Consider the following 14,572-nt stretch of genomic DNA (forward strand, 5'->3'; position numbering starts at 1 on the left):
GGCTTGGCACCGGCCCCATTGAGCTTGCCCGCCTCGGCGGCCTTGCGCCAGTTGCGCAGTGTCTGATCAGACACGCCCAATTCCGCAGCCAGCTCTCCTGTCGTCTTCCCGGCACGCAGTTGCCTGACCGCCTGTTCCTTGAACTCCGCAGTGAATTCCTGTTTCGGTATCTTTCGCATTTCGCTTCCTTCCAACTAGTTGAGGTTATACCTCACCTCTTGGAAGGCGAAATTTCGGGGGAAGCTCAGGTCGTCTCAATGACCGTTGGGCCTCAGCATTGTTCCGGCGGATCGCTGGTGTCAAGCCACCCGCCCCTTGGGGATTGGGCATCACGTGCCCACCTCGCTTAAAAATTAATCAGAGCCGAGGGGCCCGCCGCCGGGTATCGGGTCCTCGCGCGCTTTGTCCACAGGCTTATCCCGTGGTGCAGTGGACAAATCCTCGCCCCCCTCAGGCCGGCCCCGGCTTGAACTTGGTGCGCGCCGCAGCGCCGCTTCCAGTTCGGCCCGCAGCCCGTCTTGTGCCGCCTGCCCTTGGACGAGCGCCTGCTGTGCCTGCGCCTCGGCACCGGCCACGGCGGCGTCTTGCGCCCTCGCCTGCACGGCCGCCAGTTCGGTGCGCAGGTCCGCGAGCGCCTGCTCGCCCTTCTGGCGCAGCGTGCGTTCCTGGTCGATCTCGCGCAGCGCGCGGCGATTGGTGGCGCTGGCCCGTTCCTGGGCGACGGCGACCTGCTGGCAGGTGTGCTCCAGCTCCGTCGAGAATTGGGTACGCAGCTCCTGCAACTGCCGCTCGAGCGCCTCGACCTGGCGCTTGCCCTCCTCCTGGTGCGCCCGTGCGGCCGAGTGGGCCTGTCGCTCGGCGTCCAGCTCCCCCTGTAGCGCCGCCCGCGCTTGCTGGGCAGCGTCGAATTCGCCTTGCACTGCCTTCGTCTCCTGCTCGGCCACCACCACCGCCGCACGTGCCTGGTCGCGCTGCGCCTCCGCCTCGCTCGCCTGCCACCGCGCTTCGGCCCGCAAGGCGGCCAGTTCGCCGCTAGCGGCCTCGTTGGCGGCCTGCCAGATTGACTGCACGGCGTCGGCCGCGATTTGCTTGAGCGCCTCCGGCAGCCCTGGGTGGTCGATGGTGACGCGCATCTTGCCCCGCAGGTCCGCCCAGAACTGCGCCAGCACCTCGGTGGGCGTGCCCATGCTGCCCTTGCGCACCAGGCCGTAGAGCTTGTTGGCGGTGGGCGTGTGCCATAGCGGAAGAACAAGAGGGTTGGCCCAGCGCATAGTTCTAGACGCAACATAACGGCCCGATCTTGATCGCGCGACAAACATTTTTCGCGGACCGGGCGTTATGTCAAATACGTCCGCAAACGCGCGTGTCTGCAATCGTCCGTTTGCACAAACTTGTTCCCGTTTTTTTGCAGAATTTTGTGCCTGGCCCCATGGGCCCGGCTGACGGGCGCAACTGCGAGGCGGCCAGAGTATGGCGGTAGCCCCCTCCCACCCCGTCCGCGTGGCCCCGACTTGGCACCGCGATCGCGCGGCACCCTCTGACGGCAACCGTTCCGGGCTTCGCAAGCCGTAGCGTGCCGGCCAGCAACGGATCGAGCCGTTGGCAAAGGAACAAAATTACTCCAAACGTCGGTCGGAGGAACAATTTTCTGCAAAATTCCTTGACGTAAAATTGTTCCCAGCGCCTCGGAAACGGCCGCTTGGCGGGCGACCAGCAGGAACAATATTGTGCCAACCGACGGTAGCCGTCACCGGCTTCGCAAGCCGCAGCGTGCCGGCCAGCAATGGACCGAGCCGTTGGCAAAGGAACAAAATTGCTTCAACCATCGGCCGAAGGAACAATATTCTGCAAAATGAATTGAAGCAGTATTGTTCCCAGTGCCTCGGGAACGGCTACCTGGCAAGGGACCAGCAAGAACAAATTTATGCAAACCGACGGGAAAACCGGCTGCTGATGCTGGCGCGCGCGGCGATGGCCCTGCATGGCGGATAGCCACGGGGGACGCTTGTAATAAAGGAAATCGGCCAATTCTGTAATTCGACCATGCAACAGGCCCCGCCGCCCGCTGTCGCCCTAGACGACCAACCTGGCGGGGCGGCTTCGACGCCGGCCGCCTCAGCGATCCGTTGTCCGCCTGCCCTACCCCACACCTCCGACGAGGCCCGCGCCTGGAGTAGTGGCTACATCAAGGGCCAGCCAGCGCGCCCCAAGTCGTCGGCATTAGCGCATCACCCAACGCAAGCACAACCTGCCGGTGGTCTACCCCCCTGTACGCCCTGATCATCGCGCTGCTGCTTGGCTCCATCACCGTCGTCCACCCTGGGGCCGCGCCACGCTGACGCCATCCCAGCTCCAAGCGAGGTCGCCATGGCCAAGCCGCGCCAGTCGCTGCTGGCATCGGATCTCGCCAGCTGCACGCCGATGCTGGCCGAGGCACGCAAGACGCTGCCCCGCACCAGCACCTGGCACTACTAAATCAAGTTCGACGGCTAGCACATGCTGGCCTGCATCGCACGCCGGCCATGCACTGCTCACGGACGGCATCGTGCTGATGCCGCCCCATATGCGGCCCACCGACGAATGCTAGCCTCCGGCGGACACGTGGCGTCAGCTTTTTCCGAGGACCGGCCGACCAGTGGGGCCGCGCGTTGCAATTCGTCCTGACCCTCTGCATACTGTCTCGTAATGCAACCAAAAATGGGACGTATTACAGGATGACAAAGCCACCAGTCATTGAAGACAACCAGATACGGCATGCGCTGAAGGTCGCGGCGGTCACTGGGCAGAACAGTAACCGCGATGTCGCCTTGCTGATGGTTGCCTACGGCACTGGAATCACACCCAACGAAATTGCGAAGTTGCTCGTGTCCGACTATCTCCAAGTGAACGGGCGGCCGCGGGTCGAATCCGCCTTGAGGGCTGAGATAGCATTCAATGGCAAGGCTCGTCCGTTGCTCTGGGCGAGCACAAAGGTGCGGGCTGCGATAGACCAGTACCTAGAGCACCGGCATGCCGCCAGGCACGGCATCACGACGAGCCCCGCTGCATACCGTGGCCTGGATCATCAAAGTCCGCTTTTCGTTACCGGCGAGGGCGAACCGTTCGCCTTCACGCGGCGTGTCACGGCAGCGGGGGCCGTCAGCTATTCGTGCGAGTCGCTGACGGAGATTTTTCGGAGGCTCCACCAGCAGGCCGGCATCGCCAACGGCAACGCAAGTGCGGCGCGTCGGACGTTTGCAGTGATGCTCCACCGCCAGGGGCGCTCGATCAAGCTGATTCAGGAGTTGATTGGAGTTTCGAGCCTATCTGCCGTTAAACGTTTGGTGGAGGGCGACCCAGTACGCCTGTCGGCCATCGTCGCAGGAGTTATCTGATGGGGGAGAAGAGAAAGGCTGGCGAGCAGCCGCAGCAGGAGTTCTTGCGCGAGGCGATGGGCTCGCTTGGCATGACACGAGTTGCATTTGCGAAGCGCATCAGCGTGCCGGAGAAGACGCTGGATAAGTGGCTTGCTCCAACCGAGACAACAGACTTTCGCAACATGCCTGAAGTCGTTTGGGCCTACGTTCGAGAGAATCTGGTCTGGGAAGCAAAAAGCGCTTGAAATACCCCGCCCATTGGGGGGGTATTTCATTGGATCTGTATGGCAGAATGAGAAAGAAGTTAGCAAGCTATGAAACCATCTCTAGCACTTGCTTCCCACCGGGAGGCTATTCGACGCGTGGTGGAATCCCATCGCGCCCGAAACGCTCGCGTATTTGGCTCGGTCGTTCATGTGACGATGTTGAAGGCAGCGACCTCGATATCCTGATCGACCCGACTCCAGAAACGACGCTGTTCGATATCGGCGCGATTCGGCACGAGTTGCTTCAATTGCTTGGCGTTCCCGTTGACGTCCTGACTCCGAAGGCGCTGCCTGAAAAGTTCCGGGCGACTGTTCTTGCCGAAGCGGTGCCGGTATGAGTCGAGACTAACAACGACTGGCCGACTATCTGGACCACATTCTGGAGGCAATCGACCGGATTGCCCGCTACACGGAGGACATGGACGAAGAGGTGTTCCTCGGAAACGAGATGGCACAGGACGCGGTGATCCGCAACATCGAGATCATCGGCGAAGCAAGCCACAACGTGGAGGATCACTATCCGGAGTTTGCGGCTGCGCACCCTGAGGTGCCTCTGGCGTTTGCCTATCAGATGCGCAACGCCGTCGCGCACGGCTATTTCAAGGTGGATCTGGAAATTGTCTGGAAGACCATCCAGAACGACCTCCCGGGGCTTTACCAGCAAGTGAGAAGACTGAGGCAATATCTTTCGCAAGACGACGGTCAGCCGGTCGCACCATATCCTGGGCCGTGAGTACGTGAACAAGGAAAAGCACTTCACGCAAGAGCAAGTTCAACCCAACAATAAATGCGTACTATGAGAACAAGACTCCCGCTCGCGATGCTGGCTACCACGGCGCTGCTCGGCTGTGCCACCACCGGTACCGATGGTGTTGTCCCGATCGCCCCGACATGTACATGATTGGAGGGCTTGGGAACTTCACCGACTACTCGGCCAGTGCTGTCAAAGCGCGCATGTTCCAGCAGGCAGCGAGGTATTGCGCGGACCAAGGGCGCGTGATGTCGCCGGTGGCCAGCACCGGCAAGGATTCGGGCTACGGTACCTACGCCTCGGCCGAAGTGCAGTTCCGCTGCTTGGCCCCACCGCCGCCAGTACGGCGCGATAGCGCTTCGAGCGCGGCCGCCTATGGGCGGCGATGGCAGTCTACTGCCACAACGGAAATGCTTGGACTCCTGATCGTTGCCGCTATCGGCGCCAACCGTGAGTCGTCCATTTAAGTCACCCCACCCCAGGAGAAGGAAGTTGAACAAATCCGAATTGATTGCGGCAATCGCCCAGAAGACTGACCTCACCAAGGCGGAAGCCGAGCGCGCCGTGAATGCCTGCATCGATATCAATCAGGGCACAGTTGCATCTGGAGGCGACGTTGCGGTACCGGGTTTCGGCACCTTCAAGAGTTCCGCGCGGGCAGCGCGTGGCGGTCGTAATCCTCAGTCGGGCGAGATCATCAAGATCGCTGCGACGACTGTTCCCGCATTCACCGCCGGGAAGACCTTCAAGGAAGCAGTGGCTGCTGGCTCGAAGTAACCTCCTAGCTTTGCCGGCAAGTCCTGATCATTGCCGCCGCGCTGTCAGTGAGGCGAAAGCCAAAGGAAAAGCTATGAGCCACGGAATTCATCTGGTGTGCCACGAGACAAAGCAGGCAGTTCATGTGGCGGAGGTCTCGTCATCGTGGTATCGGGGCGCAGACTACAGCGCGATTGTGGGCGCGTTCTGCCATGCCCACACGGGCGGCGATCTTGTCTCAACCCTGAGCTTCGGCGACTCCGGCGATTTCAGCGACTATCAGCTTTGGACGCCTGAGAACGTCGAAGAGCAGTTAAATTTCATCGCGAGCGACCGAGCGTCACACCTGTCGCATATCCTCGCCTGTGCCGACACCGATTGGCGGTAACACGGAAAACGCCGGCTGTGCCGGCAGAAGGAAAGGACGATGAAAGTCACTGATAGATCCCGCAAGAAATCTTTGGCCACTTTTGCACTCGTTGTCATGGCTCTGGCCGGTTGCGCAAGCACCGCACCGACAAAAATTGGTGCGGACACCTACTACTCCTCCAAGACAAATACAGCAGGAATATTTGGCGACGTCTCGGCCGTTGCAGGCAATTTGATGGGCGAGGGGTATCAGTTTTGTGCCGGCATGAATAAGGAATTCGAGCTGGTGACCCAATCGACGACACCCAATGTTCCGGGCGTTCGCCTCGGCGGCGCGTCAATCACATTCAAGTGCGTCGACCACGCCAGCAATCCCGTGATGCGCCTAGACAATGGGGTGTCAACCGTCATCACCAAATAGCCGGCAGACCGGTCGGAAAAACCTTTCAGGCGCAATCCAGCTAGGAAAAGAAAATGAACCGATTCGCATATCGCGCGTACTACCAATACGACGGCCCAACGAAGGCAAATCCGTATCGCACAGAGAAAACTGCTGATGGGGTGGTGGATGCCATCCAGCGCTTCCCGATGGAGTTGGAGTATCTACTACCGGAAGGCGCACGAATTGAGATCCAGCAGCACGAAGACCCGAAGTCATCACGGATCGTAGTCGTGACACCCGCAGATAGGGTGACAACGAACGCAACGGTCGAGCGCTGCCTGATGGGGCTCGATCTGTATGGCGAACGCTTGTAGCCTTTCTCAACGGAAAAGTCCAATGCATACTACGGATTCGATCAGAAGTGCATGCAGTTGCTGATGCGAATCCGCTACGAAATGCCCAACGAGATCCGCGAGGAGCATATCGCCGCGATCTCGCGGGAATTCAGGGAAGCAGACGGCATCCGAGGGGGGCGGCTGAAGAAAATCAACGACCTTGAGGACGAGCCGGTGAAGCTCACGGGCCAGAAGGCGTAGGAAAAGTCATGAAAACATTTGTCGTTATTGACGACGCCATGCGCGGGGTGCAGTTTGTCAGCGTTCATCGCGAGCGACCGAACGTGGGCAGCGGCAACAGCGTACTTGAGGTCGGTGTGGTGGGGCGGCAAACCGATCCCGAAATCGTGTACATCGCACAGACCTATGACCGGTCGATGGACGCTCACAATTTCGCCGGCGTGTACGGCAACTACGACGACGCTCGTTCTGCGTCTGGTCAAAAAGGCTCTCCCCTTCAGAAGAAGATTTGAGCGGAGGAAAGCCGGTTGCCGGCAGGACCAACTCAATTCCACGGAAAAGCCCCTTGGCGCAATGTGCCGCAAAAAAGCATATATAGATTATGTCAAATCTTTCAGAGATGTCTAAGGAGCATGAGCGCAGGCTTCAGGCGCGCAAGAGTCTTGTGGACTGGGCCATGCGCCTAAACGATCAGGCCGCTGAATGGGACTTGGAATCCGTGAAGCATCTGGTGGTGTTGAATGCGGCCGGCGTCGCTGGCTCAACCACACTGTTGGCGAACGGGGCGAACGCTGCTGCCCTGAAACGAGCCCTGGTTATTGTCTTGGCGCTGTTCGGCGCCGGCGTCATCCTGGCGGTCCTGAATCTTACTCTGGCCTCCAGGTCGTTCGACACCATGGCCAAGGACATCCATCAGCGCATTGAGACTGAGTTAGATGGAGATTGGAGCGTACCTATCGACGCCCATGTGTTCCGGCCGCCGGAGAAGGGCCGGAAGATGAACCAATGGGGAGTGCGGGTAGCCGTAGCATCCGCCGTCTGTGCGGTCATCGCCACCGGCTTTCTGACCTACACGTTGTTCAATTAGCCCAGAGCGCGGAAAAGCATGAGCGCGAGAGTGCCCGCTGAGTTCACATCGAAGACGCCGGGCCGTCTACGTTGCTACGCGCAGCGATACAGCGGCAAGCTTCCGGCCGAGGTTCAACAGGCGCTGCTCGATGCAGCGAACGAGATCGAGGCCAGTGAAGAAGTGTTCGCCACCGTCGTTGACCAGAAACGCGAGCTGCAGCAGAAGCTCAGCCATACCGAATCGAACCTGCGCTCTGCGTACGACATGCTTGCGCGCTGAAGTTCATAACAAGGAAAAGGAAGCAGATGAATCCCTCTGTGTATTTTGATTTCGCCGCGGCGCTGCTGGCGTCGTGCTCTGCAGCGTGCTGGGCACGATCGGCCCGCATCACGGTCCCAACCGGATGGGATGCCGACCAGGCCGATGCCTTCCGCAAGAGTGCTCAATGGAACAGTCGGGGAGCCGCGCTCGCAGCCGTGTCCGTGGTCGCGACGGCCGTCAAGACGGCCCTGATGGCGCGCGGCCTGATCCAGTAGGGCTCGCAGTAAGACGGAAAAGGGCGCTGACATGAAAAGCCACGGTGGATTCAAGAAACCGACGATCAAGGACAACGGACGAGCGTATGTAAGGCTGTTTGGGTATTTCGCCACTCACGATGAATGGCTTCGATTCTTGACGCGGTACGTGGTTAAGCATGTACGGTCCGGAACGGAGCGCAACGGAGACTGCGCCGTGCGTGTAATCGACCCAACGACGGGCGAGTTAGCGACCCTTGGTTTGGATCTTCCGAACGAAATCAAGTATCACAATTATGTCGCGACGGCGCGCAGCTTCTGGAACGAGAATTTCACGAACGACACCCAGCGACGAAGCCGAACAGTAGAAGTCGGTTCTGATCGGCCATCAAAAGATGAAGTAGTACCTAGGTGAAACGGAAAAGCATATGGAGCCCGTACAAGAGATCCTATCGCTGTTGCACCCAGCATATGAGCCATGCAAGGGCTTCCTTGGCGGGTGCCACCAGGCAGTTTGGGATCCTTCGAGCGGGCAGGTCCCTCGTGGTTTTTGCGGCGCCATTGCAAATACAGAAGAAGTCCGACTAGTTCTGGTGTGCGCCGAACCGGGAGACCCTCACGGGTCGGAATCGCATGACGGCGACGGGTCGCCAGCAGGACGTCTCACGTCCGTGAACCAGTACGCATGGGATTGTTTTGCTAATGGAAAGGACCTCTTCCACAGGAACGTTAGAAAGCTACTCGACCTCTGTTGGCCAGACCTAACGTTCGAACAGCAGATGCGGAGAACGTGGATCACAGATTCCGTGTTGTGCTCCGCACCGAAGGAGTGTGGTCCCGTTCAACGCACCATGGAGCGAGAATGCACAACACGATTTCTCGCTCCTCAACTCAGTCTGTTTCCGGAGGCGCTTGTTGTCGCTCTTGGAAAGAAGGCCGAACGTCGTCTCCGTGGCGCAGGCATCAAGGGCTTTGAGTGCGCCTACTCGGTTGCTCCGCCGGGTTGCAATCACTCGCCTGCGCGCGCTTCGTGGGAAAGAATTGCGGGTCTTGTCCGTGGGCGTTCCACGAAGGGGGTAGGAAAGGCAGGTAAGGAAATGAATATCGAACAGGGAGGAAGCTACGACGTCAGTGCAAAGCACGCCGCGTATTCGGTGCTCCGCGAGAGGATCGTCGAGCACGTCTTCATAGGCGACGCGATGCGGCGTCTCTGGCAACTCGGTATCATGGATGTCGAAGTTCTCCGAGGGGAATTCGACACGAGCGGGTATGACCTCGTCATGAGCTGCGGCAATGTAATCAGGCATATCCAGTTCAAGGCCTCGCTGGTCGACGGATCGCGCGCGAACATCAACGTCAACCTTAAGCTTGGGCAGACGCCAAGCGGCTGCGTGATCTGGCTCGGTGTCACTGATGACCTTGAGATCGTGGACTACCGATGGTTCGGGGGAAAGCCCAGCCACCCACTGCCAGAAATCGCCGATCATGCTGCTGTGCGGCAAACGCGTGCAAACGCGCAGGGCGTGAAGGCGGAGAGGCCGAATCAGCGAATTCTGACAAAGGGGGAGTTCGAGGCCCTCGGCGGTCTGGATGAGGTGCTCAATCGCTTGTTTGGAATCTCGAGAGTTCGATAGCAAAAGGCAAAATGTCCACGGAACATGATCGGTACGTTGCAACCTGCCAAGGATGCGGTCACGCGGGTGTCTGGACTGAACATTCCGACGATTGGGGCCGCTCCGGTCGTTCGTTCGAGGGTTTCGATTCTGTGCCCCCTGATCCGCAAGCGGTCCTCAGCAAACGGACCAGCGCGTATGGTATGCGCGCTCGCTGCCCGAAGTGCGGCGGGTCAGACGTGCTGACGGGCTCTTTCATTGAGTCAAATTGAACGGAGAATCAATGAACAAGACCCAGAGGGTTGGAGCGTTTTCGGCGTTGCTGTGTTTAGTTGAGCGCATCCTGCTGAACATGTCTTCTCCTTCGACCGGCACTCTCGTACAGGACGTCCGCTGCGATAATCACAGGGAGTCTTGGCGCTTATTGGCAGAGATGAGAGGTGGCTAACGCCATAACCCCCAGTCCGATGTGTGACATCTCCAATGCCGCTGCTCATCTCTACGTAACTATACGGCTGCGATAAACGAATGAAAACTCTAACCTCGAGGACCAACGGCTGGTTAGCCGAAGAGGAGCCACTGGTCGATGTGGCAGGCGCTGACGATGCTCCAGTTCAGGATCCTGCCGTCGCGGAGGCCAAGCGCGCGCTTTCTGACGTCCTCCTCTGTAACAATCTCGTTGTTCTGTCCGGACTGGGAACCTCACTTTGTGTACAGCCATCAGTCGCGGGAGGTGCTACGGCGCCTACCATGCGTGACCTGTGGGCGCGCGTCCAATCAAGACAGAATGCAGCCGCTCCGGCGGTGAACCCTCCTGACCCAACGTTCGTTCAGATTCTTGACATCGTTGGGCATCCAGCGACAACACAAGACATTGAAGCTCTACTGTCGAGGTGCCGATTGGCAGAGGCCTTCCTGGGTGGTCCGCCCAAAGACGCCGTTGTTCGATTCATCGCCTTGGCTGAAGCCAACATCATTGAAGCCACGAACTTTGTCACCTGGGACCATCCGCTGCCGGTACATACGGAGTTTTTGCGCCGAGTAGCGAGGCGCTCGCAACGAAAATCACGAGCCAAAATTTTCACCACCAACTACGATCGCTGCTTCGAAGAGGCTGGGCGTCAAGGTCGTTATGTGGTGGTGGACGGCTTCTCCCATACAGCACCGCCTACGTTCGATGCAATCCACTTCACCTATGAGACGGTTCGCCGTGTTGGTGACACGGAGGCCCTCGACCCAATCCCCAATCTGTTTCACCTGTATAAGCTCCACGGATCAGTAGACTGGCAGCGCCACGAGCCGTCCGGAGAAGTCATGAAATGGACAGCTGGCGGTAAGCCTGTACTGATTTACCCGCGCAACACAAAGTACGAACTTGCATTTGAGCAGCCCTACCTGGAAATGATCGGCGCGTTCCAATCGGCCTTGCGCGAGCCAGATACGGGCTTGCTAGTGGTTGGATTTGGCTTTAACGATAGCCACCTCGCCGAACCTATCATGTCGGCGATGCGCTCGAACCTCTCGCTGAAAGTGGTCGTCGTGAGCCCAAATCTGGCACCTTGGGACAATGGTCTACAGCAAGGCCCGGGAGAATGCGCCGACAATAGACACTTGGGAAAGCTACGTAACCTCGCCGCCGCTGGCGATGCGCGCATCTCAATGCTCAATTGCGGGTTCGAAGCCTTGGTTCCCTTGGTACCGGACCTAGCCGCAGAAACGGACCTTGAGCGCCATATGGAGCGGCTTCGCCGCGTTGGTGCAGCATGAGCGGGCTCGTCGTCTCACCTTATGACAGACAACGGTACATCGGCTCTGTCTGCACGGTTCGCCCAGCATCGGTAGACGTGAATTTGCCGCTTTCACCTCGACCTGGAAGCACCCACGTGGGCGGCTACCCTTTCCAGCGGGGACAAGTGGGCGAGTTCGTCATCATCGAGGGTGAAGAACATGCAGTACTCGGCCGCTTAGTAGAGACCCGCCTCCCTGAACGCGACCGCCTGGCCGTAGAGCCGATGCGTGATCGCGACGAGAGGCCTAACCCTTTGGGCATGGTTCAGCTCCTCACCGCTATTGACCCTCAGACCGGGATGGCTCTTCGAGGCGTGCCAGTGGCCCCAAGAATAGGCCAGCATGTTTTCTCTGCCCATCCGTTGCTGGTCAAGCAAGTTGTCGAATTCGGCAACACGCCGGAAGGAAGGCGAATCCAACTCGCAAACTTCCCTCACGCAAGGGATACCCAGGTCTCGCTGTCGCCGAGCCACCTTCTCGGCCGGCATTGCGCTGTCCTCGGCGCCACCGGTGGGGGAAAAAGTTGGACGCTTGCGCTTATCGTGGAAGAGATCGTCCGACTGAGTGGAAAAGCCATTCTCTTCGACGCAACAGGCGAGTTTCAGACTCAAGACGCCCCAGGAGTCGTTCACGTCCACTTGGGTGGGAGAAGAACAGGCCCACACGACCCTCGCCGCTTTGTTAGCTTCCCGTACTGGCAATTGACGGAGTCCGACCTCTTCGTGCTGTTGCGTCCAAGCCCCGGGGTCCAAGCGCCAAAGCTCAAGGAAGCACTGAAGAGCCTGAAAGTCGCCCAAATGGCTCCAGCTTTAGTGAACAATGGGCATGTTCGAAAAGCTGGCCAGCAGAAGCAGGCCTTCGAGCAAGCGTGCATCCAGAATGCAGTCGCCTTGAGCCAGCCGGGAACGTATTTCGACATCACGCGTCTTTCGAACCAAGTATGGGAAGAATGCGTATATCCAAGTGCGTTTGGAGCCCAGGCGGCCACGCACTGGGGCGGACCAACCCCGAACGAACAGTCTGCGTGCGTCACCCTGATTTCTCGCATCGAGAGCGAGCTGAATTCACCTAGCCTTGAGTGCTTGTTCTCGCCGGCGGGACTGGACCGACTTCCCGACGTTATTCAAGCATTCCTGGCCGACCCCACCCAGCGCGTCTTGCGCGTTAGCCTGGAGTATCTCTCCTTTGAGCACAACGCTAGAGAGGTCATCGCCAACGCTGTTGGTCGGTATCTGCTTGGACTTGCTCGCCAAGGACAGTTCGTCGACATGCCGGTCGTCGTTCTGCTCGATGAAGCGCATCAATTTCTCGACAAGTCCGTTGGAGACGAATTCTCGCGGACAGACTTGGATGCCTTTGGCTTGATTGCTAAGGAGGGACGCAAGTATTCGCTAACATGCGTGCTCGCGACGCAGCGTCCACGAGACATTCCGGAAGACGTCCTCAGCCAAATGGGTATGTTTATTGTTCACCGCCTCATAAATGAAAGGGACAGGAACGTCGTGGAAAAGGCGTGCGGCGAACTCGACTCATCCGCTGCCAAGTTCCTTCCAACACTTGGACAGGGAGAGGCAATGATCGTGGGCGTCAGTTCTCCGATGCCCTTACCAGTGTCCATTAGAAGGCCGAGGCGGCCGCCTTCGTCACGGTCGGCAAACTATGAAGGCCTATGGGTCTAGGGTTGACCATTCCGTCGGACAATCGTTGGGGTAGTCGTTCTTTCCGTGCGAAATCTGGCGGTTTGATCCTGAAAACCCATTTGGATCAATGACTTGCGAGTTCGCCGAATGGGAGAATGCCTGGGAGCCGTTAAGCCTTACAGCAAGCAGCTCTCCACGCGAAAACCGCCAGATTTTGCACGATTCGGACGATTACCCCAGTTCGTGCACCGACTCACCGCGATTGAGTAGCGCATGGAGTTCTCGGCGAAACTCGACGTTGCTGAAATAGTCGCACAGGAACAGGGTACGCAGCAGCGTCGGGTCCATACATGCACGAAAAGTACTACAAGGGCTTCCCCGTTGGTTGCAAGCCCAATCGAAGTTCTCCATGGCAGATGCTTTATTGCTCGTCCAGTGTGATGGGAGAAGGTGAAGGACTACGGTACTACAAACGGTCATATTGGGCAAAAAGCCCGGACCCTGATGTAAGACGCGCGCGGGGGCCTCGTTCGATTATCGGGATTGAAGTTCCCCATACTTTCCTCAGGTACGCCTCGCGCGGGTCCAACCCGCTTCACATCAACGCTGGCAGTGCAACTCTGATCTGCGCTCTATGCATCTTTCCTTATCTGGCCTCCTGCAGATTGCTTGTTTCGCGGAAAAATCAAGTTCATTGGGAGCTAGGCTCTGGCATGAAGGCGTCTCCGAACTGCAAGACTGCCCAGGCCAGTCGCGCATTCTTGGCGGCGATCGCGACGGCCGCTCGCCAGTATCCCCGACGCTCAACCAGGCTTCTGACCCAACGACTGAACCGGTCCTGCTTGTTGCCAAGATTTGCCATCACCGCGCGAGCCCCGAGCACCAGCAACGTGCGCAGATACGCGTCTCCCGCTTTGGTGATGCTGCCCAGCCGTTGTTTGCCGCCGCTGCTATGTTGTCCCGGCGTCAGGCCGAGCCAGGCGGCTACCTGCCGCCCATTCTTGAAGTCGTGCCCCATCCCAATGCTTGCCAGCAATGCGCTGGCTGTGGTCGGGCCAATTCCGCGTAGTTGCATGAGTTGCCGGCTGCGCGCGTCATCGCGCGCTATGTCGGCAATGGCTCGGTCGTACTCGGCCAGCCGATCCTCCACGCCACTAACGTGCTCCAGCAAATCGCTAATGCACCGGTTGGCCCAACCCGGGAGGGATTCCAGGTGCGCTCCGATCTCCCTTCGTAGCCGGTCAGGCTTCTGTGGTAAGACGACGCCAAATTCGGCTAGCAACCCACGGAGCCGGTTGTAGACCGCGGTGCGCTCCTCGACAAAACCCTGGCGGGTGCGATGCAAGCAAAGGATGGCTTGCTGGTGTTCGTCCTTGGTCGGTACAAAGCGCATGTTGGGGCGGGTCACCGCCTCACAGATCGCCGCTGCATCTGCCGCGTCGTTCTTGCGAGATAAAGTCAATTGTGGTGTACGGGGGTGATCGTGGCCGGTCGTCAGGCGGCGAGTTTCTGCTGAACCGGCGGATTGTCATGCGCCGGAGTTCCGTCCTTGAAGGGAACGCCCTTCAAGAGCAGTTCAATGTGTTCGGCGCCATTGATGCGGCGCCATGTTTTCTCGGCTTCCTCGATCAGCTTGAAGGCTAGGCCAAGGAAGGTTGCTCGTGACACACAATTGCGCGTGCGCGTCGTGCGGTGACGCACGGTCGCGAAG

18 protein-coding genes and 4 pseudogenes are annotated in these 14,572 nt (G+C 58.9%); 17 read left to right on the plus strand and 5 right to left on the minus strand.

Translation table 11 applies throughout. The features are described from left to right. A partial coding sequence (locus tag A9975_RS35885; RefSeq protein WP_183031972.1) for a transposase occupies positions 1-179 on the minus strand: 179 nt, incomplete at its 3' end. Between the two features lie 174 nt (positions 180-353). Further along, positions 354-1,271 carry a DNA-binding protein gene (locus A9975_RS35890; protein WP_370565981.1) on the minus strand — a complete coding sequence of 306 codons (918 nt, stop codon included), beginning with the start codon at positions 1,269-1,271 and terminating at the stop codon, positions 354-356. A 328-nt stretch (positions 1,272-1,599) separates the two neighbouring features. Here A9975_RS35890 and A9975_RS35895 point away from each other — a divergent pair, with 328 nt between their 5' ends. From A9975_RS35895 to A9975_RS35975, 17 genes and pseudogenes are all read left to right on the plus strand, one after another. Then, positions 1,600-1,992, plus strand: a complete 393-nt coding sequence (locus tag A9975_RS35895) for a hypothetical protein (RefSeq protein ID WP_183036885.1) — start codon at positions 1,600-1,602, stop codon at positions 1,990-1,992. 722 nt (positions 1,993-2,714) lie between these two features. After that, the gene (locus A9975_RS35900; protein WP_183036886.1) at positions 2,715-3,374 is read left to right on the plus strand and encodes a site-specific integrase; all 660 of its coding nucleotides are present in this window, start codon (positions 2,715-2,717) and stop codon (positions 3,372-3,374) included. Then, the gene (locus tag A9975_RS35905; RefSeq protein WP_183036887.1) at positions 3,374-3,601 is read left to right on the plus strand and encodes a transcriptional regulator; all 228 of its coding nucleotides are present in this window, start codon (positions 3,374-3,376) and stop codon (positions 3,599-3,601) included. The genes A9975_RS35900 and A9975_RS35905 overlap by 1 nt, the downstream gene beginning before the upstream one ends. 69 nt (positions 3,602-3,670) lie before the next feature. Beyond that, positions 3,671-3,960, plus strand: a pseudogene (locus tag A9975_RS35910) (nucleotidyltransferase family protein). Between the two features lie 50 nt (positions 3,961-4,010). Next, complete coding sequence (locus A9975_RS35915) at positions 4,011-4,355, plus strand: DUF86 domain-containing protein (protein ID WP_370565983.1); 345 nt, start codon at positions 4,011-4,013, stop codon at positions 4,353-4,355. Between the two features lie 510 nt (positions 4,356-4,865). Then, positions 4,866-5,150: an HU family DNA-binding protein gene (locus A9975_RS35920; protein ID WP_183036888.1), complete on the plus strand. Its 285-nt coding sequence runs from the start codon at positions 4,866-4,868 to the stop codon at positions 5,148-5,150. A 73-nt stretch (positions 5,151-5,223) separates the two neighbouring features. Continuing rightward, entirely contained in the window at positions 5,224-5,517 is a 294-nt protein-coding gene (locus tag A9975_RS35925) for a hypothetical protein (protein ID WP_183036889.1), read from the plus strand. Positions 5,518-5,556: 39 nt separating this feature from the next. Continuing rightward, positions 5,557-5,919 (plus strand): hypothetical protein, encoded by a 363-nt coding sequence (locus A9975_RS35930; protein WP_183036890.1) that lies wholly within the window; start codon positions 5,557-5,559, stop codon positions 5,917-5,919. Between the two features lie 53 nt (positions 5,920-5,972). Further along, the gene (locus A9975_RS35935; protein WP_183036891.1) at positions 5,973-6,254 is read left to right on the plus strand and encodes a hypothetical protein; all 282 of its coding nucleotides are present in this window, start codon (positions 5,973-5,975) and stop codon (positions 6,252-6,254) included. 51 nt (positions 6,255-6,305) lie between these two features. Then, positions 6,306-6,476, plus strand: a complete 171-nt coding sequence (locus tag A9975_RS35940) for a hypothetical protein (protein WP_183036892.1) — start codon at positions 6,306-6,308, stop codon at positions 6,474-6,476. Between the two features lie 8 nt (positions 6,477-6,484). Further along, positions 6,485-6,748 (plus strand): hypothetical protein, encoded by a 264-nt coding sequence (locus A9975_RS35945; RefSeq protein WP_183036893.1) that lies wholly within the window; start codon positions 6,485-6,487, stop codon positions 6,746-6,748. An 89-nt stretch (positions 6,749-6,837) separates the two neighbouring features. Next, positions 6,838-7,323, plus strand: coding sequence for a hypothetical protein (locus A9975_RS35950; RefSeq protein WP_183036894.1), 486 nt, complete (start codon positions 6,838-6,840; stop codon positions 7,321-7,323). An 18-nt stretch (positions 7,324-7,341) separates the two neighbouring features. Further along, positions 7,342-7,584 carry a hypothetical protein gene (locus A9975_RS35955; protein ID WP_220811010.1) on the plus strand — a complete coding sequence of 81 codons (243 nt, stop codon included), beginning with the start codon at positions 7,342-7,344 and terminating at the stop codon, positions 7,582-7,584. Positions 7,585-7,610: 26 nt separating this feature from the next. Beyond that, a complete protein-coding gene (locus tag A9975_RS35960; protein ID WP_183036895.1) occupies positions 7,611-7,841 on the plus strand; it encodes a hypothetical protein in 231 nt (76 codons plus the stop codon). Positions 7,842-8,917: 1,076 nt separating this feature from the next. Continuing rightward, complete coding sequence (locus A9975_RS35965) at positions 8,918-9,454, plus strand: hypothetical protein (RefSeq protein ID WP_183036896.1); 537 nt, start codon at positions 8,918-8,920, stop codon at positions 9,452-9,454. A 729-nt stretch (positions 9,455-10,183) separates the two neighbouring features. Further along, complete coding sequence (locus tag A9975_RS35970; protein WP_255504250.1) at positions 10,184-11,200, plus strand: SIR2 family protein; 1,017 nt, start codon at positions 10,184-10,186, stop codon at positions 11,198-11,200. Positions 11,201-11,346: 146 nt separating this feature from the next. Then, positions 11,347-12,900, plus strand: coding sequence for an ATP-binding protein (locus tag A9975_RS35975; RefSeq protein WP_370565982.1), 1,554 nt, complete (start codon positions 11,347-11,349; stop codon positions 12,898-12,900). Between the two features lie 198 nt (positions 12,901-13,098). Here A9975_RS35975 and A9975_RS35980 read toward each other — a convergent pair. From A9975_RS35980 to A9975_RS35990, 3 pseudogenes are all read right to left on the minus strand, one after another. Further along, positions 13,099-13,197 (minus strand): annotated as a pseudogene (locus tag A9975_RS35980) (Tn3 family transposase); the annotation flags it as partial. Between the two features lie 355 nt (positions 13,198-13,552). After that, a pseudogene (locus A9975_RS35985) lies at positions 13,553-14,308 on the minus strand (IS110 family transposase); the annotation flags it as partial. A gap of 47 nt (positions 14,309-14,355) precedes the next feature. After that, positions 14,356-14,572 (minus strand): annotated as a pseudogene (locus tag A9975_RS35990) (IS256 family transposase); the annotation flags it as partial.

Source organism: Cupriavidus sp. UME77, assembly GCF_014170355.1.
In the GTDB taxonomy this organism is placed as follows: domain Bacteria; phylum Pseudomonadota; class Gammaproteobacteria; order Burkholderiales; family Burkholderiaceae; genus Cupriavidus; species Cupriavidus basilensis.

Excerpts from the sequence above, each read along its gene's own strand:
- A9975_RS35925 (WP_183036889.1), top strand. The coding sequence starts at position 5,224 with ATGAGCCACGGAATTCATCTGGTGTGCCACGAGACAAAGCAGGCAGTT.
- A9975_RS35945 (WP_183036893.1), top strand. The coding sequence starts at position 6,485 with ATGAAAACATTTGTCGTTATTGACGACGCCATGCGCGGGGTGCAGTTT.
- A9975_RS35930 (WP_183036890.1), top strand. The coding sequence starts at position 5,557 with ATGAAAGTCACTGATAGATCCCGCAAGAAATCTTTGGCCACTTTTGCA.
- A9975_RS35950 (WP_183036894.1), top strand. The coding sequence starts at position 6,838 with ATGTCAAATCTTTCAGAGATGTCTAAGGAGCATGAGCGCAGGCTTCAG.
- A9975_RS35890 (WP_370565981.1), bottom strand. The coding sequence starts at position 1,271 with ATGCGCTGGGCCAACCCTCTTGTTCTTCCGCTATGGCACACGCCCACC.
- A9975_RS35940 (WP_183036892.1), top strand. The coding sequence starts at position 6,306 with ATGCAGTTGCTGATGCGAATCCGCTACGAAATGCCCAACGAGATCCGC.
- A9975_RS35935 (WP_183036891.1), top strand. The coding sequence starts at position 5,973 with ATGAACCGATTCGCATATCGCGCGTACTACCAATACGACGGCCCAACG.
- A9975_RS35955 (WP_220811010.1), top strand. The coding sequence starts at position 7,342 with ATGAGCGCGAGAGTGCCCGCTGAGTTCACATCGAAGACGCCGGGCCGT.
- A9975_RS35900 (WP_183036886.1), top strand. The coding sequence starts at position 2,715 with ATGACAAAGCCACCAGTCATTGAAGACAACCAGATACGGCATGCGCTG.
- A9975_RS35970 (WP_255504250.1), top strand. The coding sequence starts at position 10,184 with ATGCGTGACCTGTGGGCGCGCGTCCAATCAAGACAGAATGCAGCCGCT.
- A9975_RS35960 (WP_183036895.1), top strand. The coding sequence starts at position 7,611 with ATGAATCCCTCTGTGTATTTTGATTTCGCCGCGGCGCTGCTGGCGTCG.
- A9975_RS35905 (WP_183036887.1), top strand. The coding sequence starts at position 3,374 with ATGGGGGAGAAGAGAAAGGCTGGCGAGCAGCCGCAGCAGGAGTTCTTG.
- A9975_RS35965 (WP_183036896.1), top strand. The coding sequence starts at position 8,918 with ATGAATATCGAACAGGGAGGAAGCTACGACGTCAGTGCAAAGCACGCC.